Source organism: Spirosoma aerolatum (assembly GCF_002056795.1).
Classification (GTDB): Bacteria; Bacteroidota; Bacteroidia; order Cytophagales; family Spirosomataceae; genus Spirosoma; species Spirosoma aerolatum.
Map to the genome: position 1 here is coordinate 1,960,524 of NZ_CP020104.1, position 21,712 is coordinate 1,982,235.

Here is a 21,712-nt window from a genome sequence, read left to right on the forward strand (position 1 = left end):
GGACTGTGCGCTTACAAGCTATTTACAAAACTGGCTTTCGACAATCAGGGGAGTAGAGTGCCTTTCTTAGTACATCTGAGCGAATTGAGAGAACTAGCCCCGAACTTGTCACGAAAGATTATATGGCGATTGGTGCTTTTTCTGTTCTACCATCACTGAAACAGGTATCTGTTGCCTAGTTGATTCATCTCGTTTCGCTATAAGCTATAACCAGACGATCCGCACAGCCACTACATCCTGAATTTTCTATAGAGCACCCTTGTTATTGTACCTTTTCTGATATAAACTGTTGATTTTCTGCTGGATAAACTGTATACTGAAATAGAGTCAGATTGGCTCAACTTAGTTTGTGTTCATGCATTTGGTAATCTGTTGAACTCAGGAAGTATTTTCGTATATATCTATCCGTTCATTTAGGGCTATGTTGACCCCTGTGTTGACACATTATAAGAGTAGACGTATAAATGCTGTGTTCATTGATTGGAGGCTGATTCTATCGGTTACCCTGCCTGTTAGTTATTTGCAGAGAGCATTGTTAGAAGCGTGGACCCCTTGCCTGTGGGTAATCTCGCCCGTTTAATAAACGAATGAGATTATTTTGGCCCAGATTTGCTACCAATGATTGGTTATCAATAATTTAACGGTCCTGAAACCTCAAATCTTTTTGACCAGTCGTATATGAAGAAGGCTTTAAAAGTAATTGGTATTGTACTTGGTGTAGTCGTATTGGGCGTAGTGGGTGTAATGGCGTATGTAAAATTGGCCCTACCCGATGTAGGCGAAGCACCGGCACTTAAAGTAAAGGCGACACCAGCCCGTATTGCGCGGGGCGAGTATCTGGCGAATCATGTGACCGTTTGTATGGACTGCCATAGTACGCGGGATTACACACTCTTTTCGGCTCCCTTAACGGCGGGTACATTGGGTAAAGGCGGGGAGATGTTTAATCAGCAAATGGGCTTTCCCGGTTCATTTACGTCAAAAAATATAACGCCTTTCGGCATTGGCAGCTGGACCGATGGCGAAATCTACCGAGCCATTACGACAGGTGTTAGTCGCGATGGGCATGCGTTTTTCCCCGTGATGCCTTATCCGTATTATGCTAAAATGAATGATGAAGATGTACAAAGTATCATTGCCTACCTGCGTACCATAAAGCCTATCGAATCGAAACCAGCCGAGTCGAAGGCCGATTTTCCATTCAACTTCATTCTAAATACCATTCCTAAAAAAGCAGAGCCAATGGCCATGCCCGACACTGCCAACGAATTGGCTACGGGCCAGTATCTGGTGATGATAGCGGGCTGTGTTGAGTGTCATACACAGGTGGATCAAGGCCGCATTATTCCTGAAAAATCGTTTGCGGGTGGCCGCGAATTTGCAATGCCCAATGGAACACTTTATACCGCGAACATAACTCCAGATAAAGAAACGGGTATTGGTAGCTGGACTAAAGAGGCTTTCATTGCCCGGTTTAAAACATACGGCGCTGACTATAAGGCACATAAGGTTGGGCCGAATGATTTTCAAACGATTATGCCCTGGACTATGTATGGTGGCATGACGGAGAAGGACCTAGGTGCTATGTACACATACCTCATGTCTATTAAACCTATTTCAAATAAAGTAGCCGATAAGTTTAAGCCCCGCATTGCTATGCGTTAATGGGGCGTTTACGGATTTAAAAGCCGTGCATCACACTGAGATAGCTTTTTACTAATTGTGTAAAGCTATCTCAGTGTGATGCACGGTTACCGCTTATAAGAGCGATGCATTTATTTATAATCAACCCAAGGACTGCCCAAAATAATGTATTTGCTATCATGCAAATTGCAATGCCTACGTATGAGTCAGCGGGTATTTTGATCAGTAGGCCGAAAGGAAGTAATAGGCTCCCTATTGTCTGCTGCCAGATTGGAGGGACGTTTGGTGTTAAAAAGAAAACTGCCCAGACTAGGAATATTACTCCGCAGGTCAATAGATAGATACATCCATAGCCGACTAACCTAATAAGGACACTTTGCCAAGTTTTCATATCTGTTGTATAATGACGATGTAGTTAACCAAAGTAAGGAACTTCAGGCTAACTACATCGTCAATTTAAGTGGCTGAAGGTATATTCAGACGGTGTTTTTGGTTAGAATTTAATGATAAGCTGTTATTTATCAGTAGATTAATGGCCTGCGCTTTAATGGTTAAACAGAGGTTAAAGCGAGTACGCACAAAGGTAAATCCGTGAATACATCTGTCACCCTGATTTTAGTCTCTACAGTACCACTGGCCTTTGTCAATCGATGTTTCCATCGTTTGGGAGCTTCATCGGGTAGCAAAATATACGTATCGCCCCAATCAATGGTGGTAGGAGCAGTTTGTTGATCGCGGCACAACCGGGCAATACCCAGTGGTATGGCTACCACATACCAGTGTTGGGTATCGTGTCGGGCAAAGGCCAGTACCTGTTCTTTATAACGCCCTTCTATCATCAGGGGGGCGTATTGTCCTTCTGCAAAAAGGCTAGGGTTTTGTTGACGTTCCTGTAGCAGGGTATACACCAGCCGGAGTTTAATCTGACCATTATAGCGACTCTGCCATAGTTCCTGCCAGTCAGGGTCATGTTCGAGCAGGGCGTCGAGAGCCTGGTACCGTTGTTCAAAATCGACTGGGCGACGGTTATCTGGGTCTACCATACTTAGGTCCCATCCTTCACAACCCTGATACACATCGGGCAGTCCGGGACACGTGCATTTAAGTACGACTTGTATCAGTGAGTTGATAATACCCAGGTCGGCTATCTGTCGATAAAAGGCATCGAACCGTTTCCAGAAGGGCCGATTCGTATCCAGCAACTCATGGGCAAACGACTTCGTTGCGTCTTCATACGCTGCGTTGGGCGTGTCGTGGCTTGAGTAGCGTTTTGCTTCCCGCAGGGCTTTTTCCAGATACTCGTCCAGGCGGTTAGGAAAGTCCTCGCCGTCCTGATCAGGCATGGGATAAGCGCCCACCAACGTCTGGTAAATAAAATATTCGTCATTAGGATCAGGCGAATCGATGAAAGTAGATTCTTCTTCCGAAGATACTGACTCGCTGATCGGTATAGACGACTTGAGCGGTCGGTTTAGCTTTTGCCAGATTCGTACTTCGTCGATCCACTCGTCGGCCAGATCAGTCAGTACGTTTAATCGGCTACGAACATCTTCGCCCCGTTTGGTATCATGCGTTGAGGTGGCGTTGAGGGCCAGGGGCCACTTGGCCTGTCGATCAATCATTTTCTGGTGGAACTCATCGACGGTCAGGCCAAAATAAAGCGGAGAATCGCCTACTTCGTCGTGCCCGATAAAGCGCGTGTAGGTATACATAAGTGTATCTTCTACGCCCTTTGCCATAAGGGGCCCCGTAAACTGCATACAGCGTTGGTAGAACCGCAGGGCATGGTCGTTATGGGCTATATCACCGGCTTTTGGCCTGGTCAGCAGAACGTTTTCGAGCAGATCGATTGCTGGTGTTAATCGGGATTTGCTGGTTCGGATACGGTCGAAAATCCTGCGAACGGCGTCGGCCTCGGAGGAGTCGAGCGGCATTCGGTTGCCATAGTACCGATAAACGGGACATTGAATCAGAAACTCGCCAATGGCTTCTTTCAGCGTATTGTCGGGCAGTGCAGCAAGTTGCTCCTCGCTGGCTAACTGAAGTTCGCTAAATAGATGGAATAGATTGTCCAGCTCACCACCCATATGCTGGAAGAGAATGTAGGCCTTCTTATCGTATAACTCCTTACGCACCACTTTTCGCTCTCCTACCAATTCCTGGTAGAACCGGGTGAAGCTTTGCTGGCTGCTGGTTCGGGTCAGCAGATTATTAACAATGGAGAGAAACCCATAGCCTGTTGCTCCCTGAATGGGCCAGTTGGCAGGCAAATCCTCGTCGTCTTTCAGAATTTTTTCGACGATTAGGTAAGCATCATCACCTGCCAACCGACGTAACCGTTCCAGGTACTGGCTGGGATCGTAAAGACCATCAATATGGTCGACGCGTAGGCCCTGAAATACGCCCGTTTCGAGCAGGTTTTTCGTATAGTGATGTACATGGTCGAATACGTTCTGATGCTGAATGTTCAGACAGATCAGGCTGTTGACGGTAAAAAAGCGTCGGTAGTTGATTCGGGAATCGGTTTCGCCGTAAAAACACAGCCGATACACTTGTTCATCAGTAATCCGTTTTAACTGACCGGAGTTTTTATTTACCGTGTTCAGGCAGTTAGTCAGGTACGACTTCGTAGCGGGTTGGCGTGACCACTCGTCCAGTTTCACCTGTAAAGCGGTACTGTGTAAGGCATAGGTAGTTGGATCGGTTATACCTTCCAGTTCAGATACCTGGGCGAGCCATACCTGTAGTTGTTCGGAGGGGTACTGGTCAGCCGATTGCAGAATTGTGACGTAGGAACGCAGGTGAATCGGGTAGGCCGTGTCGAAATAAGTAAGTACGAATCGCTGATTCTGGTATGCTACGGTTAGTTCACCTTTTTGGAGTACTTCGTCCAGCGGCTCACCCAGAAAAGGTACCATGAGTCGGCCATGATGATGCGGACTAGTCCAGTCGATGTCGAAAAAGGTGCCGTAGATGGATAAAGGGCCTTTTTCCAACACATCCATGAGCCAGCCGTTGGCCGGATGAAACGCCATATGATTGGGCACAATATCCTGTAGCCAGTCGATACTACGCTGAGCCAATAGCTGATGAATATACCGGAGCTGTTCGTCGGTGCCGATTTCGGGATTGATTCGTTGCGGGTTGACGCCATCATAGCCATGTACACTCCCCGGAACGGCCTCAAAAATAGGGGATGCGTATATAGTTTTGATGCCAAGCTTATCCAGGTAAGGGATAATTCGTTCAAAGTCAGTGAAGGTAAAGTCCTTGTGAAATTGGATTCGGTACGTTGAAATGGGATTTCTCATAACCCAGCGCGTAAATAATAATGGATTCGGGTTTTAGCGTGTTAGGTACCCTGTCTAACCATGTATCGAGTGCTGCAAGGGCCGCTGATTGATGAACAGGCAGATGGTATCATGACCAATGAGTTGCCGTTACAGGTTAACCTTCTGAACCGTAGCGTCATTCTGTGGATCGGCAGCGGCATCGCCATCCGAATGAAGAAAAGAAAACTCTGCTAACCAACTCTGACGCAACGCTTTTTCGCGTTATTGCCATTCGCGCGATAGTCGGCCTGTATACAGGGAAACACTCCAGGGAGCCAGATTAACTTGTTGACCAGGGGCTAGTTGGCCGGGCAATAGGGTAATATCTGTCGGGTTGGTTTCCTGCCATTTGGCTTCTTTCGAATCCAGTTGTTTATCCCACTGCGTAACCCAGCTGGGTAGGGCATAGGAAATAACCTCTTCCGAGAAATTGAACAGAATGGTCACGTGCTGTTGGCCATCAACGGTTTGGCGGTGTAGCACAAAGCCTGATTGCCCAAGTACAGTAACCCGAATATCGTTCTTACTCACATTCCGCAAGGCAGGTATCGATTGCCGTAGTTCGATCAATCGTTTGTGCCAAGCCAGCATAGTAGCATGCCGTCCTTCGGTTCGGGTAGGCCATTGTATTTTCGACTGTACAAACGTGCCTTCGTCGGCAGGGTCGGGGAGTTCGGCATCGCCAATAAAGGCTTTGAAATCATTCTTACGACCTTCGCGGACGGCGTTGAGTAAGTCGGGATCGGTATGGCTCACAAAGTAATAAAAAGGAGATTCGTCGGCGTATTCTTCACCCATGAACAGCATGGGAACATAGGGTGACAGCAACAGGGCAGCCGCAGCCACTTTCTGACGATCAAAATCGACCAGGAGCGATAGCCGTTCGGTGCCGAGCAAATTGCCGACCTGATCATGATTGAGGTTGAAAACAACGAACCGATCGCCGGGAATACCTGCTGAAGAACGACCAAATTTCCGTTTGCGAAAGGCTGCATAGTCGCCACTCGCTACGAAACCATCGGTATAGGCTTTGGCAAGCTGCTCCATTCGGCCGAAATCATGATACCGCTGGCGTCCAGGTTTATGGATCAGTACATGCAACGCATGGTGGAAATCGTCGAGCCACTGGGCATCAAAACCATACCCGCCTGCATCGGGTGATTTGACCACGCGTGGGTTGTTCAGGTCTGATTCCGCCACCAGATAAAGCGCCCGGCCGAGTCGTTCTTCCAGATAAGCTACCTTGCTGTGCGTCAGTTCCCAGATATGAACGGCCCCCATGTCAAATACTTCATGAATGGCATCGAAGCGCAACCCATCGACATGGTACTGCTCAAACCAGAACAATGGGTTGTTTGACACGTAGTCGCGCACACCATCCGACCATTCGCGGTCAAAGTTGATGGCGTTGCCCCAGGGGGTGTGGTATTTATCCGTGAAGTAAGGACCAAACTGGGTGAGGTAGTTGCCTTCCGGCCCTAAGTGATTATACACAACGTCCAGAAAAATGGCCAGTCCACGTGCATGGCAGGCATCGACCAGTTTTTTTAGCCCGGTTGGTCCGCCATAGGATTCCTGAACCGAATAGGGATATACCCCATCGTAGCCCCAGTTGCGCTCGCCCGGAAACTGACAGACAGGCAACAATTGCAGGGCATTTACACCCAGATCGGCCAAGTCATCGAGTCGGGGAATGATGGCGTCAAACGTACCCTCGGGGGTGAACGTACCCACATGAATCTGATACAAAATAAGGTCATGAAAAGGTAAGCCACGCCAGCCCTCATCCTGCCATCGATAGGCTGAGTGATCAATAACCTCCGATGGGCCGTGAACGCCATTGGGCTGGAAATGTGAGGCTGGGTCTGCAAATTCGCCCTGGTCGTCTAGCCTGTACATGTATCGGGTGCCCGGTTCAATATCCTCAACTTCCAGTTTGAAGTATCCCCATTCATCACATAACATAGGCAACTCTCGTTGTTGGGGGTGTACAATATGCAGGGTTACGGATTTACATTTGGGTGCCCATACTGTAAATACACAGCGCCCATTACCGGTATACGTTGCTCCAATTGGTTTCATGCGTTAGTAAGTTACTCGTCAAGTAAGCGTATTAATAAGCCTTCGTCGCCACCGAGGCTGATGCTGTCGGCTACCTCAGCTCCTTCCCATTCGGGTACTGTGGCAATTGCGACAATGCCTTTTAGTGGATTGTCTTTGGCGTTAAAATAAGCAGGTCGATGGCTAAGGTTCAGTAGAATAAGGAAACGTGGATGGCCTTCCAGTTGCCGGATATACGTGATGAGCTGTGAGGTGGCATAAACGGGCACGTAGTCGCCAACCATCAAGGCTGGCTCCTGTTGTCGGAGACTGATCAGCCGTTTATAGAACGAAAGCATAGAAAACGGGTCTGTTTCCTGCCGCCAAACGTTTTCCCTATCGAAATTACGGGCCACCCGTAACCAGGGCTTACCTTCTGTAAAGCCTGCATTGGTGGTTTTATTCCACTGCATGGGCGTTCGGGCAGGGTCACGGCTTAAGTTTTTATCCGGCATGTTCAGTCCCTGCGGGTCCTGCACTTCATCGAAGGGAATCGGCACATCGCGCATTCCGATTTCTTCGCCATAATAGATAGTTGGCGTACCGCGTAGGGTTAGCAGCAACAAGGCAGCAACTCTGGCCTGTTCGATACCTACCCGGCTCGTAATGCGGGGCTGATCGTGGTTGCCCAGCACCCAGTTGGGCCAGCCGCCCTTGGGCAAAAGGCCTTCATACTGGTCGATAGTAGCCGCAATTGTCTGTGCATTCCAGGGGAGGGTTAACAGTTGAAAATTGAAGGGCAGGTGCGCTCCATTGCCATCGATGCCGTAATAGGTAACTAGCTGATGAATAGGGAGGTATATTTCGCCAATCAACAGCCGCTCCGGATAGGAGTCGATGACCTGCCGCATTTTTACTACGATGTCATGAACTTCTGGCTGGTCGGTAGAGTAAACAGGCAACAGTTGCTCATACGTCGCCATATGGGACTGATAGTCGGGATTGACGGGGTTATCGCGCAGGTTTTTATCCTTGATCATGTGCCACATCACATCTACCCGGAATCCATCAACCCCTTTGTCCAGCCAGAACCGCATAACATTTAGCATAGCTTCCTGAACTGCCGGATTTCGCCAGTTTAGGTCAGGTTGCTCCTTCAGAAAAGCATGGTAATAATACTGCCCGGTTGCCACGTCCCATTCCCAGGCGCTTCCGCCGAAAACGCTGAGCCAGTTGTTAGGCTCCGACCCATCGGATTTGCTATCATGCCAGATATACCAGTCCCGTTTCGGATTATCGCGCGATGAGCGGGATTCGAGAAACCAAGGGTGTTGGCTCGATGTATGGTTGGGAACAAGATCCAGAACCAATTTCATACCCCGGCTGTGTACACCAGAGAGTAATTCATCGAAATCGTTTAGTGAACCAAAAATGGAATCGATGTTCTGATAGTCGGCAATGTCGTAGCCGAAATCGGCCATTGGGGATGGGTAGATGGGCGAAAGCCATATAGCTGTTACGCCCAGTCCCTGTAGGTAATCCAGTCGTTTCAGGATACCCAGAAGATCACCAATGCCATCACCATTACTGTCTTGAAAGGATCGTGGATAAATTTGATAAATAATTCCCCCCTGCCACCATATATATCCTGAACTACGTTCGTTCATAGTATTGAGTCGTTACTAATGAGTGCCGCTGACCGTCTAACGAATCGTCGGATGCGACTTCTGACTACTATGCCTATTTAAATGACGAGAAAGCTCTTTTTGTTTGCCTAACTGGGTTGATTAAACCCAAAAATCGAGGAAGTGGCGACCGGAAATGGCCAGAGACAAGACAACTCGCGAATGAATAAACAGGTGTGTATCATTATTTTTTCATTCTTTAAACGGAGCTGGTGAGTCAGGGGTCTACTGCTAAATACTATACTTATACGATACATTTCTAATGATAATTGATCAACTTAACGTTGCAATACATCCAGATATCCTTTTGGATATACACTTTAACGGAGTCTTTATTGGCGTACTGAATAAACCCGATCACCGTATTAATCTCTTTTATTGGAATCGATTTCTGGTCGAAATTCACTGTCAGTTTATTCATCAGCACTGGGAGCCTGTCAAGGTTAATTATCTACTTCAAACAGAAGCCTACATAGATTCATTGACGTCCGGCTTGACACAGGAACAGTTTTATAAGCTACAGGATGTTATCCGTAGTCAGGAATCGAACTAATCCGCAAACGCATCAGTCCGGATAAAAAGTCAGTTTTACGCCTTGGTGAGACCTCCTGAGATCACACCAAGGCCATATCGCAGAATGTTACAGTTACGCCGTAACCCGCCGGATATTGTCCAATAAGACGGCTGTGGCAATACCAACGTTCAAGGATTCGGCGTCTCCATAGCGCGGAATGGTAACGGGCTGTGTTATGTACCGGGCAACATCGGACCCGATGCCGTTCGACTCATTGCCCATCACCAGATAACCGGATTTTGCAAACGGGAGCGTATGCACATCAGCGCCATTCAGAAAGGCACCATAAACGGGTACGGCACCAGCCGATTGGGCGAGTACCTGAACCACATTGCCATACCACCAGTTTACTCGGGTAAAGGAGCCTTTACTGGCCGAAATGACTTTCGGATTATAGACGTCGGCGGTTGTTTCGGAGCATAGAATTTTTCGAACGCCGTACCAGTCGGCAATGCGAAGAATAGTACCTAGATTGCCAGGGTCGCGGATGTCGTCCAAAATCAGGGCAATTTCGTCTGGTTGAGCCAATAGGGGGCGGTTCTCTTTCGTTCTGACCACAGCCAGGGCCGCATTATTACTTTCGAGGGTTCCGGCACGGGTCAACTCCGCTTCGGAAACGATTTCGACGGTTGTTCGTTGGCGATCTGTAAGGTGAGCGTTTTCTTTGTAAAATGCTTCGGTCGCTATTACCAGTTCGGTCTGGAAGGTTGATTGTAGAACCTCCTGAACGCTCTTGGCACCTTCGACCAGAAAGGCCCCGTGTTGTTGCCGGTATTTTTTCTGGTGCAGCGACTGTATGTATTTAAGCTGATTTTTGGAAAGCATGAAAAAGATGTATGATATAGGATGTAGGATGTATGATGGGTTGGCTAGCTATACATCATACACCATACATCATACATCACGAATAAGCGTACTTCTGATCGCCATTTCACTGTCCAGTTGCCTGAGTACCAAGCGGCTGGGTATCAATCAATATATCCTGACGGCTCAAACGGTAAAAGGCAACCGGATTATTTCCCGCGAAAATCTCGAAAGTCTGATTCCCCAGAAGCCAAATCGGCGGGTGCTGGGGTTACCCATTACGCCACCCCTCTGGTTTTATCAACTGGGCCTACGCCGATACAATCGTGAAAAGGCTGTTCAGGAGTTGGAGGCCAAAACTAATGAATTTGAACAGCAAAGCCAGCAACTAGCCGACCAACCGAAGGCGCTAAAAAAACTGAATAAACAATATGGCCGCCAACTAAAACGCCTTCGTCTGAAAGCCGAAGAGGGGAACTGGCTGATGCGGAGCCTTGGCGAACCCCCGTCTTATTTTGCCGAAGCGGATGCCAAGGCCAATACGGCTAAAATGCAGAAGTACTTATCGGACAAAGGGTTCTTCAACGCCCAAACCAGCTACACCCTCGACACGATTCGTCGGTCGCAGATTCGGGTAAATTATCTGATTCGAGAAAACGAAGGGTTTTATCTACGCAATATCAGTTATCAGATTGCCGATCCTCGCGTCGATTCGATTGTACGGCAGTCATTCGACCAGTCAAAACTGAAAGTAGGTGAACGGTTTGATTTCGATAATATGTCGGGGGAGCGACTTCGGATCGAATCGTTGCTGCGTGATCAGGGCTATTACACGTTTTCACGTCAGTATATCCGGGCTACGGATGTTGATACCATTCGCCGGGGTAATGCCCGTCGGTATTTGGCAGGCGTTGAACCTGGCGATTCGACGCGCCGTACGGTCGATGTTGACATTCTGATTGCGAATCCACCCGGAAAGTCGTCGCATCCGATTTATCATATTGGCGATGTAGATGTTCAAATAAGCCCCAATGCCGATTTAGCCACCAATGGACAGCCCGCCATGATGAGTTCGCTGGATACGGTGAAACGAAACGGGATTAGCTACATGCTGAGCGGTCAGGACATTTCGCTACGGCTGCTGGAATCAAAAATTCTGCTTCGCCCCAATCAACTCTATAGTCAGACCAACTTTCGTGATACGCAGCGGCAGTTGTTCATGCTGAATCAGTTTAAATACATCAACCTTACGTTCACGGATACCACCAACCGCCGATTGCATGCGCTCGTAACAGCTAGTCCCCTAGATAAATACGAAGCTACCGCCGAGGGGGGAGCCACGGGGCTTTTCTACCAGGGGCAAGGGTACCCAGGTGGATTTGGAAGCCTGGTTTTTCGGGTGCGTAATCTGTTTGGTGGATTGGAAACGTTGGAAACCTCAGTTCGCTATGGGGTAGAAGCCCAGACGGGTTTTGTGCCTGATCCGAATAATTTTAACAAAGTCGTGTATGCGTCGCAGGAGTTAGGGGTTAGCAGCTCACTGATTTTTCCGCAAATTTTATTACCGGGTCGCTTTCGCTTCCGCTTTACACCCTATGCCCCTCGTACTCAGGTAAGCTTAAGCTTTAATAATACCTTTCGCCCTGACTTTCGTCGGTCACTACTTCGGGCCACTATGGCCTATAACTGGCAAACGACCCCTGCCAAACAGTTCAATTTTCTGATTGCGGATATTAACCTGATCAACGCTGGCGATGGTACAAATAAGGTCATAAGTCAGGCGTTTTACGATCAATTACTAGCTTTAAGAAGCCAGGGAAGCACTGTTTATCTAAACTTTTTTCGGCGCTCTCTGAGTTCAAGTTTTAGTTTCGCTTATACCTATAATACGAATACCCCTGGCCAGAACCGTCAGGCCAATTTCTTTCGTACGGTTCTGGAGTCAGGTGGGACCACCCTCAATTTCTTTTCTGATAAGACAGTGGCTAGATGGAGTGAAGAAAATGGGGGTATTGGTGTTCAGCTCTATAAGTTTTTGAGAGCGAGCCTTGATTACCGGCATTACATCCCGATTCGTTCCCGAACGACGCTGGCTTTTCGGGTCAATACAGGGGTCGCTTATGGATATGGACCGGGAGGAGGCCCTGTTCCTTACGAAAAACTATTCTTTGCTGGTGGCAGCAATAGTGTTAGAGCTTGGTTACCCAGAAGGCTAGGGCCGGGTTCCGCGTTCCCGTATCAGGCAGGAAATGCGTCAAAACCAGCCATCGATTCCTTAACAGGGCAGTTCAAATATTTATTCGAGCAACCCGGTAATATCCTGATTGAAGGCTCAGCCGAACTTCGGGGACGTTTATTTCACCTTGGAGCTGATATCAATGGGGCTGTTTTCATCGATGCAGGCAACGTATGGGCGTTTAGAAGCCGTTCGGCTACCGCCGACCAGCCTCGTGCAGGTTCTACCTTTCAATTCGATTCGTTTATTCCGCAAATTGCTGTCGGTACGGGGGTAGGGTTACGGATCGACTTTTCTTTTTTCGTGATTCGGCTGGATGGTGGCATTAAAGTGTGGGACCCTGCCCGGTTAAATTTGAGTGAAGCCGAAGGGGGCGGAGCTTTTATCCTTCCAAAGTTCTCGTTGGCTAAATTGTCGAGCGGACCTAATCCGCTGGTAATCAATTTCGGCGTTGGTTATCCGTTTTAAGTCAGGGACCTGAACGACGCTATCGACCAGGTTGTTAACAGAATTTAACGGCTACTTTCTGCCAAAATGACAGGATTTTCAGGGCAAACTTCTTAATTTTGTAAAAAAGAGTCGCCAAATCGTAAAAAAAGGCTGTCAGGAACTGGCGATTAGCCATCTACGGGTATCGACTACCGACGAGCAATGACACAGATTACTGAACTTACTATACTTCAACCAGCTGATAAAGAACAGATTGATTTACCCCGTACGTCTGAAGAGGAACTGGCAGTGGGTAAAAAACGACTGTATATCGAAAGCTACGGTTGCCAGATGAACTTCGCCGATAGTGAAATCGTAGCCGCCGTGATGCGGAACGCCGGTTTTGCTACTACCTCGTCGGCCGAAGAAGCTGATCTGATCTTTTTGAATACCTGTGCCATTCGGGACAATGCTGAGCAGAAAGTTCGTAACCGACTCAAGCATCTGACGGGTCTTAAACGACAGAAACCTGAATTGCTGGTGGGTATGCTGGGCTGCATGGCCGAACGGTTGAAAACCAAGCTACTGGAAGAAGAAAAAGTGGTCGATATTGTGGCTGGCCCTGATGCCTACCGCGATATTCCGAAACTGGTAGAAGAAGCCGAATCGGGCCAGAAAGCCGTCAATGTGTTTCTGTCTCGCGAGGAAACCTATGCTGATATTTCGCCCATTCGCCTGAATTCCAATGGTGTTACGGCTTTTGTTTCAATTATGCGGGGGTGCGATAATATGTGCAGTTTCTGCGTGGTACCGTTTACTCGTGGGCGCGAACGCAGCCGTGATCCACATAGTATCGTTCGGGAAGCACAGGAGCTTTTCGATCAGGGGTACCGCGAAGTGACGCTACTCGGCCAGAACGTGGATAGTTATAAGTGGCAGGTAGCCGGGAGCGAGGAGCAAGTAGCCGCTAACGCCATTCCCCAAGTACCGAGTCCCCAGCCTTTGGTCACGTTTGCCAACCTCCTCGAAATGGTGGCACAGATTCACCCTGATTTGCGGGTTCGGTTCTCAACGTCGCACCCCAAGGATATTACGGATGATGTGCTACATACTATGGCCCGCTACGAAAACATCTGTAAGTACATTCACCTGCCTGCCCAAAGTGGCAACAGCCGGGTGCTGCGGCTGATGAACCGTACATACGATCGCCCCTGGTATATCGGTAAGATCGACCGGATTCGCGAGATTCTGGGCGAGGATTGTGGTATTTCGACCGATATGATTTCGGGCTTCTGTACCGAAACCGAAGAGGAACACCAGGAGTCGCTAACGCTCATGGACTATGTGCGGTACGATTACGCGTATATGTTTGCCTACTCGGAGCGGCCGGGTACACTGGCTGCTAAAAAGTACACCGACGACATTCCTGAAGAGGTGAAAAAGCGTCGGCTCAATGAAATTATCGCCCGTCAGTTGGAGCACTCGGCCGAACGGAATCAGCGGCATATTGGTCAGGTGCAACGTGTACTGATCGAAGGTCCATCCAAACGCTCCGATGAGTTTCTGTGCGGCCGGAATGACCAGAACAAAATGGTCGTATTTCCAAAAGGGGATCATCAGAAAGGCCAGTACGTCAATGTATTAGTGACCGAATGTACCTCGGCAACGTTGCTTGGCCAGGTAGTTAGTCATTGATTGTCATTAGATGGTCATGAGCTTGTATCGGCAACGAATGACTGCCTGTTGACTATTAGTGACAGTAAATGACATTTATATGAACAATCAGGAAATACAGTCGGTTAAGCAACGCTTTGGCATTATTGGGAACGCTCCTGCGCTAAACTACGCCATCAACGTGGCTATGCAGGTAGCTGCGACTGACCTGACGGTGCTTATTACGGGCGAGAGCGGGAGTGGGAAAGAGTCGTTTTCAAAGATTATCCACAGCCTGAGTGCTCGTAAACATGGCCAATTTATTGCCATCAACTGTGGGGCTATTCCCGAAGGTACCATCGATTCGGAATTGTTTGGACACGAAAAGGGCTCATTTACCGGCGCTGTCGATTCGCGGAAGGGATACTTCGAAACAACAAATGGCGGAACAATTTTCCTGGATGAAATCGGTGAAATGCCACTCGGTACCCAGGCCCGGTTGCTACGGGTGCTGGAAAATGGGGAGTTTATTCGGGTAGGTTCATCCAAAACCCAGAAGACCGATGTTCGGGTGGTGGCGGCTACTAACGTGAACCTGATGGACGCGGTTGAAAAAGGAAAATTTCGGGAAGATTTATATTATCGACTCAATACCGTGCCCATTTATGTGCCACCCCTGCGCGAACGGGGTTCCGACATTGAGCTGCTTTTTCGCAAGTTCACAACCGATTTTGCGGAGCGTTATCGAATAAAACCCCTGCAATTGACCGAAGGAGCCAAACAGGTATTGATGTCGTTTCCGTTTCCGGGGAATATCCGTCAGTTGAAAAATATCGCTGAACAGATTTCTATCCTCGAATCAGAACAGAACAAACCTATTGAGGCCGATACACTGGCCAAATACCTGCCAAGCTCCCAACAGCCAAGCCGAACGCTGGCCTTGTTTCCGCAGGCGTATGGAGGCAATAGCGAGAATTTCTCCGAACGCGAGTTGCTATACAAAGTGCTGTTCGATATGCGCCGGGATATGAACGAGCTAAAAAAACTGGTTCGGGATATGCTGGGCAGTGAACAGGATGGTCGGCAGATTTTGCACACCCACAAAGACCTGTTCGATTCGATTATTCCTGATGGCGACGCACGCCCGGCTGGCGACATGGGAATAACCCGTTTTCTGCCTGCCACCAACGGAGCCACCCGGCCTGATGTGCCACCTCCTTCCGAAACCTATGGCAGTCATCCGCCCGTACAGATTTTTGATGATGTCAATGGCGATATCAATGATCTGACCGAAGTAGAAGATGTTACGCATGAAACGGAAGAAGACGACTCGTTGTCGTTGGAACGACAGGAAAAGGAAATGATCCTTAAAGCCCTTCGGCGTAACAATAACAAGCGAAAGTATGCCGCTCAGGCGCTCGGTATTTCCGAGCGGACGTTATACCGGAAAATTAAGCAGTATGAGATTGATGAAGAGTGAGTTCGTAATGGATAATGAAAAATGGATAATGAAGGATGTCAACAGGAGGCTTCGGTTGCTGCTATACCCATTATTCATTATTCAGTGTTCAGTGTTCATTACCTCATGTGGCGTTTATTCCTTCACAGGTTCTACACTCTCGCCCGATATTAAGACAGTAACTGTAAACAATTTTGTACTGGCAACAGCCGGTGGACCGGCCAACTTACCGCTTACATTCAACGAAAAGCTGAAGGAGTATTATCAACGGTACACCAATCTGAAGGTAGTACCTGCCAATGGCGATATAGTCCTGGAAGGAAATATTACAGGCTACGACCTGTTGGCTGTAGCGCCAACTGCTCAGGACCAGGCGGGTGTTAACCGGCTGCAAATCACCGTACTGGTTCGATTCTACAATAATAAAGATGAAACCAAAAACTTTGAGCAGTCATTTTCATTTTACCAGGACTTCCCTCAGGGCCAAACGCTGAGCCAGAACGAGAGCCGTTTAGTGCCCAAAATTCTGGATCAGATCGTCCTCGATATTTTCAATAAGACGGCTGCTGACTGGTAAAAAAAATAGGGATTACGCTTTACGAATTAGGCTTGAAGCCGTACTTTCGCAAATCGTAAGTTGTACCCATAACTAGTATTTTCCTTGCTTTCGCTCGATAAAGAAACCTTTTCTTACTGGGTTACCCATCCCGACGATTTGTCTGCAACTGACTTTGCGCAGTTACAGGAAAGTCTGGCAGCGTACCCTTATTGCCAATCATTATATACCTTAACGGCTAAGGCTGCCTCCGTACACCAACGGGGACAGGCTATCTCATTTGTGCGTCAGGCAGCGGCCCATGCACTAAGCCGTAATGCGTTGCGTAAGTTGATCGAAAACGAATTCCAGTGGTCCGAAAACCTGTTGTCGAAGCTGAATGAGCTGTCGGCAAAACACGTTCCCATCCCCGACGATTATCAGCAGGAAAGTTATGCAATCTTCAAGTCGAAAGCGGGGCTGAGCAACGGTTTTCCAAAATTAACGCTATTACGTCTGACTGCACCAGGCGAAGCCGATCGGATCGATACCAAACCATTGCCTGAAGATCCGACATTAGCTGAGACGAGTCTGCAACATGAACTTGTACAAATAGCTGAACCTGTTGAAGACGAACACCCTGAACCGTCGGCTGCCGATCTGGAGCGACAGCGTCAATTCGATCTGATCGAGAGTTTTATCAAGAATGAGCCTAGTATTTCCCGAATTTCGGTGCGAGGAAAGCTGAGCGAATCGAACGAACAGGAAGATTTGACGAAGCGAAATAAAACGGTTGGCGGAGGATTGGTGACGGAGAGTTTCGCCAAAATATTAGAGAAACAAGGAAAAATTGACAAAGCCCGTGAAATGTATAAGAAGCTGATGGTGAAGAATCCAGAAAAAAAGGCGTACTTTGCGGCAAAAATTAGTGAATTGGAGAGCCGTCAGTAGCCATAGAGGAACGATTTTTGATCACTCCAATTCAGAAACGCATTAACTAAACAGAGTAAGCATCTTTTTTCATGGTAACGGCACTTGTTATTCTTATTTGTATTCTCACCGTACTGCTGATTCTTATCGTTCTGATTCAGAACTCGAAAGGGGGCGGACTAGCCGGTGAATTTGGTGGATTGGGATCAAACCAACTGATGGGCGTTAAAAAGACGACCGATTTGCTTGAGCAAATCACCTGGGGATTGGGTATCGGGGTGATGGTTTTGACCCTGGCTTCGTACATCATGGTTGATCGTACACAGACCGCCACTATCAATAGCGCAAACGTTGACCGGGCGCAAACTCAAACCCTGCCAGGAGCCGCGGCTCCCAGTGCTGCTAATGGTGCCGCACCAAGTCAGGCTGTTCCAGGGGCTCAGTCGCCGGGAGCTTCTACGTCGGCTTTAACTCCGCAGAAGTAATAGAGACCAGTCGTACACGTATTAAAAAGCCACTCTTTCAATGAGAGTGGCTTTTTAATTGTGGTTAGGCCGCTGCCTGGGCCAGTAACTGGCGGGCAATCGGCAGTAGTGTCTCCTGAACAGGGTAAGAACGTTTACTTTCCAGAATGAAAGTTGCTGGGTTGGGTAAATGCTGATGACGGCGAATGAGATTAAGCTTGATGTTTTCGAAGGTGTTGGCCAGGCTTTTCGTCACCACATCAACCTGACGTAATTGCACCAGTCGACCACCTGGTTCGTTCTCTGAATAAAGTGTTACGGCGAAGTAATACACCTGCATTTCAGTGTTGCTAGTGGCGTGTAGCAGCAAATAACCTTCTTCCGGACGAAGCGGTAATAAACCTACTGGGACCAGGGTAAGCGATTGCGCTATATCTGCCCAGCGTTGATGTCCTTCTGTCAGCATGGCCTGGAATCGGGGCAAAGCAAATTCCATAATCGCATCTAACTCCGCCATAAAGGCAGGGTCCGTTACCTCGGATTTGTATTCGATTCGGGGTGGGGGTCCACTTATTCGACTGACGCGCTTGGGGAACGCCCCATTTAACGTACCTTTGCCCCTCGTAAAACGAAGACCTTCATTGTAGTGGTCGCGTAGTTCGGGTAAATCGGGGCAAAGTTTATGCTCGGCAAAGTTCTGTTGAACACCCTGTAAGTATGCCATCACGACATATTTTTGGTATTCGGCATCGATCCAATTTTGTGTAAACCAGTCAGATTGCAACTTTTTCATAAGCAAAAAACGGTCATTTGGCGGGTAAATGACTTGGTTAATTTAGCCAGTATTCGCTAAAAAGCCAAATTCTGTTTGCTAAATAGACTTCAATTACCGAAGAAAGTTTAATGAATAAGGCAAATGGCAGTATGTCAGTCTTAAAACTGAAAATTTGACAGTCTGATCGGGTTGGCACAGTAATTGGCGGGTCCAGAACGTCGTGTAACTAAAATCAGTACACAAACAGTTTAAAAAACCTTAATCAACTCATTATCATGGTAGCAGAAACGGAAAGCGTTAAAGTGAACGTGAAACCGCTGGCCGACCGAGTGCTGATCGAAGCCGCACCGGCCGAAGAAAAAACCTCCTTTGGTATTATCATTCCCGATACCGCAAAGGAAAAACCCCAGCGTGGTACGGTCGTTGCCGTTGGCGCAGGTAAGAAAGATGAGCCGCTGACGGTTCAGGTGGGCGATACGGTATTGTATGGCAAATATGCCGGTACAGAAATTACCGTTGATGGCAAAGAGTATCTTATCATGCGTGAATCCGACATTTTCGCAATCCTTTAATCTCAAATGAATAATGTTTAATCGGGCCGCCCGTGCGGTGTAATGTACAACCGATCTGTACATGAGCAGATGACATTATCCATTCTACATTGTTCATTATTCATTCTTTAAAAAAATGGCTAAGAAAATATTTTTTGATACCGAAGCCCGCGAACGCATTAAGAAGGGCGTCGACACTCTCGCCGATGCGGTGAAGGTAACTCTGGGTCCTAAAGGCCGTAACGTTATTCTGGACAAAAAATTTGGGTCGCCCGCGATCACCAAAGATGGTGTAACGGTGGCTAAAGAAATTGAACTGAAAGACGCCATGGAAAACATGGGCGCTCAGTTAGTAAAAGAAGTTGCTTCGAAAACCGCTGATTCGGCTGGTGATGGTACCACAACGGCTACCGTACTGGCGCAGGCGATCTATTCGATCGGCGCGAAAAACGTAGCTGCCGGTGCGAACCCAATGGACCTGAAGCGTGGTATCGATAAAGCTGTTTCGGCTGTTGTTGCCAATCTGACCGAGCAATCGCAAACGATCGGTGATGATTTCGATAAAATCGAGCAGGTAGCTACCATCTCGGCTAACCACGACGAGGAAATCGGTACGATGATTGCCGAAGCCATGAAGAAAGTGGGTAAAGAAGGTGTAATCACAGTTGAAGAAGCTCGTGGTACCGAAACGGAAGTAAAAACCGTAGAAGGTATGCAGTTTGATCGGGGTTACCTATCGGCTTACTTCGTGACCAACACCGATAAGATGGAAGTTGAACTGGATCGTCCGTTCATCCTGATTACCGAGAAGAAAGTATCGTCGATGAAAGAGTTGCTGCCCGTTCTGGAGCAAGTAGCTCAAACCGGCCGTCCTCTGTTGATCATTGCTGAAGATGTAGACGGGGAAGCGCTGGCAACCCTGGTACTGAACAAAATCCGTGGTGCTCTGAAAGTAGCTGCTGTTAAAGCTCCTGGTTTCGGCGATCGTCGGAAAGCAATGCTGGAAGATATCGCTATTCTGACCGGTGGTCAGGTGATCAGCGAAGAGCGTGGCTTCAAACTCGAAAACGCTTCGATTGAATATCTGGGACAGGCTGAAAAAGTGCTGATTGACAAAGACAACACAACTGTTGTGAATGGAGTTGGCCACAAAGACGATATCACAGGTCGTGTTAACCAGATTAAAGTACAAATCGAAAACACCACATCGGACTACGACCGCGAGAAATTGCAGGAGCGTCTGGCCAAACTGTCGGGTGGTGTTGCTATCCTCTACATCGGTGCTGCTACCGAAGTAGAAATGAAGGAGAAGAAAGATCGCGTTGACGATGCCCTGCACGCAACCCGTGCTGCTGTTGAAGAAGGTATCGTAACGGGTGGCGGTATTGCGCTGATCCGTGCTATCCCTGCTCTGGACAATGTGAAAGCATCGAACGAAGACGAAAAAACCGGTATCAGCATCATCCGCCAGGCACTCGAATCTCCGCTTCGGACGATTGTTGCCAATGCAGGTGGCGAAGGATCGGTAGTAGTGAACAAAGTAAAAGAAGGTGAAGGTGGCTTTGGTTACAACGCCAAGAATGATAGCTACGAAGACCTGTTTGCTGCTGGTATCATTGATCCGAAAAAAGTGACCCGTCTGGCACTGGAAAACGCAGCGTCGATCGCCGGTCTGTTGCTGACTACCGAATGCGTTATTGCTGATGAGCCAGAAGAGGCTCCGGCTGGTGGCGCTGGGCATGGTCACCCAGGTGGCATGGGCGGTATGATGTAATACCAGTCTGAACCGGGATTTTTGCGAGTTAACAGATTTCCTGGATTTTATAGAAGCGCCCTCAATCGAACGATTGGGGGCGTTTTATTTTTTGCTTAATTAGCCCATTCACTGGACAATGATATGAGAAAGTTTTTTGCGGCTGGAGGATTCTGGCAGGAGGATGGCTTGGCGCTGGTACGAATCGCTGTAGGGTTACAACTGGTTTACCATGGATGGGAAGTCTTTAATCCAGCCCAGATGAAGGCCTATGCTGCCTGGGAGACCTTCAAACAATCGGCTTCTCCTTTATTTATGGTTTATTTGGGCAAAGGCTCTGAATTGATTGCCGGAATTTTGCTTACACTAGGGCTTCTGACGAGAGTGGGATGTCTGATTACGATAGGTACCATGCTATATATTACGTTTATTATAGGACACGGAAAATTCTGGTACGAAGATCAGCACCCGTTTCTGTTTGTAATGCTGGCGTTGGTATTTCTGGTTACTGGCGGGGGGAAATGGAGCGCTGATGCCCTGTTATTTGGAAAAGGTCAGCGTAATTAAATAACGTGTAATCGGCCATTGATTTCTCTTTTAGTATATATAAAAAACAAAAAAGCCAAGCGAGACTCTCTCTTGGCTTTCTGATTTACTCAACGTTATGAAAAACTTTTCTTTTCGACACAATTATAAAACAAAATTAGCAAAAACAAATATACTTAGCTCAACTTTTTTTTTGCCATTTGTCTAGTTGCTTGATAATGAATCCAATAAATAAATTTTTTGAGCATTAATACTTGGCTATTAATACTTATATTACTCAAAAAAAGTCATCGGCAAATGGA

At 47.8% G+C, this 21,712-nt stretch carries 17 protein-coding genes; 11 read left to right on the forward strand and 6 right to left on the reverse strand.

All coding sequences use genetic code 11. The features are described 5' to 3' along the window. Positions 1-678 precede the first annotated feature (678 nt). Complete coding sequence (locus B5M13_RS07865; RefSeq protein ID WP_080055152.1) at positions 679-1,665, forward strand: c-type cytochrome; 987 nt, start codon at positions 679-681, stop codon at positions 1,663-1,665. Between the two features lie 530 nt (positions 1,666-2,195). Here the strand turns inward: B5M13_RS07865 and treY are convergent. Next, complete coding sequence (gene treY / locus B5M13_RS07870) at positions 2,196-4,955, reverse strand: malto-oligosyltrehalose synthase (protein WP_080055153.1); 2,760 nt, start codon at positions 4,953-4,955, stop codon at positions 2,196-2,198. Positions 4,956-5,015: 60 nt separating this feature from the next. Between treY and B5M13_RS33360 the strand changes: the two genes are divergently transcribed. Next, entirely contained in the window at positions 5,016-5,171 is a 156-nt protein-coding gene (locus tag B5M13_RS33360; protein ID WP_155297210.1) for a hypothetical protein, read from the forward strand. A gap of 27 nt (positions 5,172-5,198) precedes the next feature. On the opposite strand, the gene treZ is transcribed toward B5M13_RS33360, so the two are convergent. From treZ to B5M13_RS07890, 4 genes are all read right to left on the reverse strand, one after another. After that, positions 5,199-7,058 carry a malto-oligosyltrehalose trehalohydrolase gene (gene treZ, locus B5M13_RS07875; RefSeq protein WP_080055154.1) on the reverse strand — a complete coding sequence of 620 codons (1,860 nt, stop codon included), beginning with the start codon at positions 7,056-7,058 and terminating at the stop codon, positions 5,199-5,201. An 11-nt stretch (positions 7,059-7,069) separates the two neighbouring features. After that, positions 7,070-8,683, reverse strand: coding sequence for an alpha-amylase family glycosyl hydrolase (locus tag B5M13_RS07880; RefSeq protein ID WP_080055155.1), 1,614 nt, complete (start codon positions 8,681-8,683; stop codon positions 7,070-7,072). A 277-nt stretch (positions 8,684-8,960) separates the two neighbouring features. After that, the gene (locus B5M13_RS33365; protein WP_155297211.1) at positions 8,961-9,122 is read right to left on the reverse strand and encodes a hypothetical protein; all 162 of its coding nucleotides are present in this window, start codon (positions 9,120-9,122) and stop codon (positions 8,961-8,963) included. Between the two features lie 225 nt (positions 9,123-9,347). Further along, entirely contained in the window at positions 9,348-10,100 is a 753-nt protein-coding gene (locus B5M13_RS07890) for a TrmH family RNA methyltransferase (RefSeq protein ID WP_080055157.1), read from the reverse strand. Here B5M13_RS07890 and tamL point away from each other — a divergent pair. The 6 genes from tamL (at position 10,099) to secG (ending at position 17,806) form a co-directional block, all read left to right on the forward strand. After that, on the forward strand, positions 10,099-12,783 hold the full coding sequence (gene tamL, locus B5M13_RS07895) for a translocation and assembly module lipoprotein TamL (protein WP_245859845.1): 2,685 nt from the start codon (positions 10,099-10,101) through the stop codon (positions 12,781-12,783). The two genes, B5M13_RS07890 and tamL, sit on opposite strands and share 2 nt — an antisense overlap. A gap of 183 nt (positions 12,784-12,966) precedes the next feature. Further along, the gene (miaB, locus tag B5M13_RS07900) at positions 12,967-14,439 is read left to right on the forward strand and encodes a tRNA (N6-isopentenyl adenosine(37)-C2)-methylthiotransferase MiaB (protein ID WP_080055159.1); all 1,473 of its coding nucleotides are present in this window, start codon (positions 12,967-12,969) and stop codon (positions 14,437-14,439) included. Positions 14,440-14,518: 79 nt separating this feature from the next. Further along, the gene (locus B5M13_RS07905) at positions 14,519-15,877 is read left to right on the forward strand and encodes a sigma-54 interaction domain-containing protein (protein WP_080055160.1); all 1,359 of its coding nucleotides are present in this window, start codon (positions 14,519-14,521) and stop codon (positions 15,875-15,877) included. A 91-nt stretch (positions 15,878-15,968) separates the two neighbouring features. Further along, positions 15,969-16,433 carry an LPS assembly lipoprotein LptE gene (lptE, locus tag B5M13_RS07910; protein WP_317046987.1) on the forward strand — a complete coding sequence of 155 codons (465 nt, stop codon included), beginning with the start codon at positions 15,969-15,971 and terminating at the stop codon, positions 16,431-16,433. Positions 16,434-16,517: 84 nt separating this feature from the next. After that, entirely contained in the window at positions 16,518-17,342 is an 825-nt protein-coding gene (locus B5M13_RS07915) for a hypothetical protein (protein ID WP_080055162.1), read from the forward strand. A gap of 71 nt (positions 17,343-17,413) precedes the next feature. After that, positions 17,414-17,806 (forward strand): preprotein translocase subunit SecG, encoded by a 393-nt coding sequence (gene secG, locus B5M13_RS07920; RefSeq protein ID WP_080055163.1) that lies wholly within the window; start codon positions 17,414-17,416, stop codon positions 17,804-17,806. 64 nt (positions 17,807-17,870) lie between these two features. Here the strand turns inward: secG and B5M13_RS07925 are convergent, their stop codons facing one another. Then, positions 17,871-18,578 (reverse strand): hypothetical protein, encoded by a 708-nt coding sequence (locus B5M13_RS07925; protein WP_080055164.1) that lies wholly within the window; start codon positions 18,576-18,578, stop codon positions 17,871-17,873. Positions 18,579-18,835: 257 nt separating this feature from the next. On the opposite strand from B5M13_RS07925, the gene B5M13_RS07930 reads away from it, so the two are divergent. From B5M13_RS07930 to B5M13_RS07940, 3 genes are all read left to right on the forward strand, one after another. Continuing rightward, a complete protein-coding gene (locus tag B5M13_RS07930) occupies positions 18,836-19,132 on the forward strand; it encodes a co-chaperone GroES (RefSeq protein WP_020600117.1) in 297 nt (98 codons plus the stop codon). A gap of 115 nt (positions 19,133-19,247) precedes the next feature. Then, on the forward strand, positions 19,248-20,885 hold the full coding sequence (gene groL, locus B5M13_RS07935; protein ID WP_080055165.1) for a chaperonin GroEL: 1,638 nt from the start codon (positions 19,248-19,250) through the stop codon (positions 20,883-20,885). 123 nt (positions 20,886-21,008) lie between these two features. Then, complete coding sequence (locus B5M13_RS07940; protein WP_080055166.1) at positions 21,009-21,431, forward strand: DoxX family protein; 423 nt, start codon at positions 21,009-21,011, stop codon at positions 21,429-21,431. The last annotated feature ends 281 nt before the right edge of the window (positions 21,432-21,712 follow it).

Excerpts from the sequence above, each read along its gene's own strand:
- B5M13_RS07890 (WP_080055157.1), bottom strand. The coding sequence starts at position 10,100 with ATGCTTTCCAAAAATCAGCTTAAATACATACAGTCGCTGCACCAGAAA.
- B5M13_RS07925 (WP_080055164.1), bottom strand. The coding sequence starts at position 18,578 with ATGAAAAAGTTGCAATCTGACTGGTTTACACAAAATTGGATCGATGCC.
- miaB (WP_080055159.1), top strand. The coding sequence starts at position 12,967 with ATGACACAGATTACTGAACTTACTATACTTCAACCAGCTGATAAAGAA.
- B5M13_RS07905 (WP_080055160.1), top strand. The coding sequence starts at position 14,519 with ATGAACAATCAGGAAATACAGTCGGTTAAGCAACGCTTTGGCATTATT.
- groL (WP_080055165.1), top strand. The coding sequence starts at position 19,248 with ATGGCTAAGAAAATATTTTTTGATACCGAAGCCCGCGAACGCATTAAG.
- treY (WP_080055153.1), bottom strand. The coding sequence starts at position 4,955 with ATGAGAAATCCCATTTCAACGTACCGAATCCAATTTCACAAGGACTTT.
- B5M13_RS07865 (WP_080055152.1), top strand. The coding sequence starts at position 679 with ATGAAGAAGGCTTTAAAAGTAATTGGTATTGTACTTGGTGTAGTCGTA.
- treZ (WP_080055154.1), bottom strand. The coding sequence starts at position 7,058 with ATGAAACCAATTGGAGCAACGTATACCGGTAATGGGCGCTGTGTATTT.
- B5M13_RS07880 (WP_080055155.1), bottom strand. The coding sequence starts at position 8,683 with ATGAACGAACGTAGTTCAGGATATATATGGTGGCAGGGGGGAATTATT.
- B5M13_RS07930 (WP_020600117.1), top strand. The coding sequence starts at position 18,836 with ATGGTAGCAGAAACGGAAAGCGTTAAAGTGAACGTGAAACCGCTGGCC.
- B5M13_RS07940 (WP_080055166.1), top strand. The coding sequence starts at position 21,009 with ATGAGAAAGTTTTTTGCGGCTGGAGGATTCTGGCAGGAGGATGGCTTG.
- B5M13_RS33360 (WP_155297210.1), top strand. The coding sequence starts at position 5,016 with ATGTATCGAGTGCTGCAAGGGCCGCTGATTGATGAACAGGCAGATGGT.
- secG (WP_080055163.1), top strand. The coding sequence starts at position 17,414 with ATGGTAACGGCACTTGTTATTCTTATTTGTATTCTCACCGTACTGCTG.
- B5M13_RS33365 (WP_155297211.1), bottom strand. The coding sequence starts at position 9,122 with ATGAATAAACTGACAGTGAATTTCGACCAGAAATCGATTCCAATAAAA.
- tamL (WP_245859845.1), top strand. The coding sequence starts at position 10,099 with ATGAAAAAGATGTATGATATAGGATGTAGGATGTATGATGGGTTGGCT.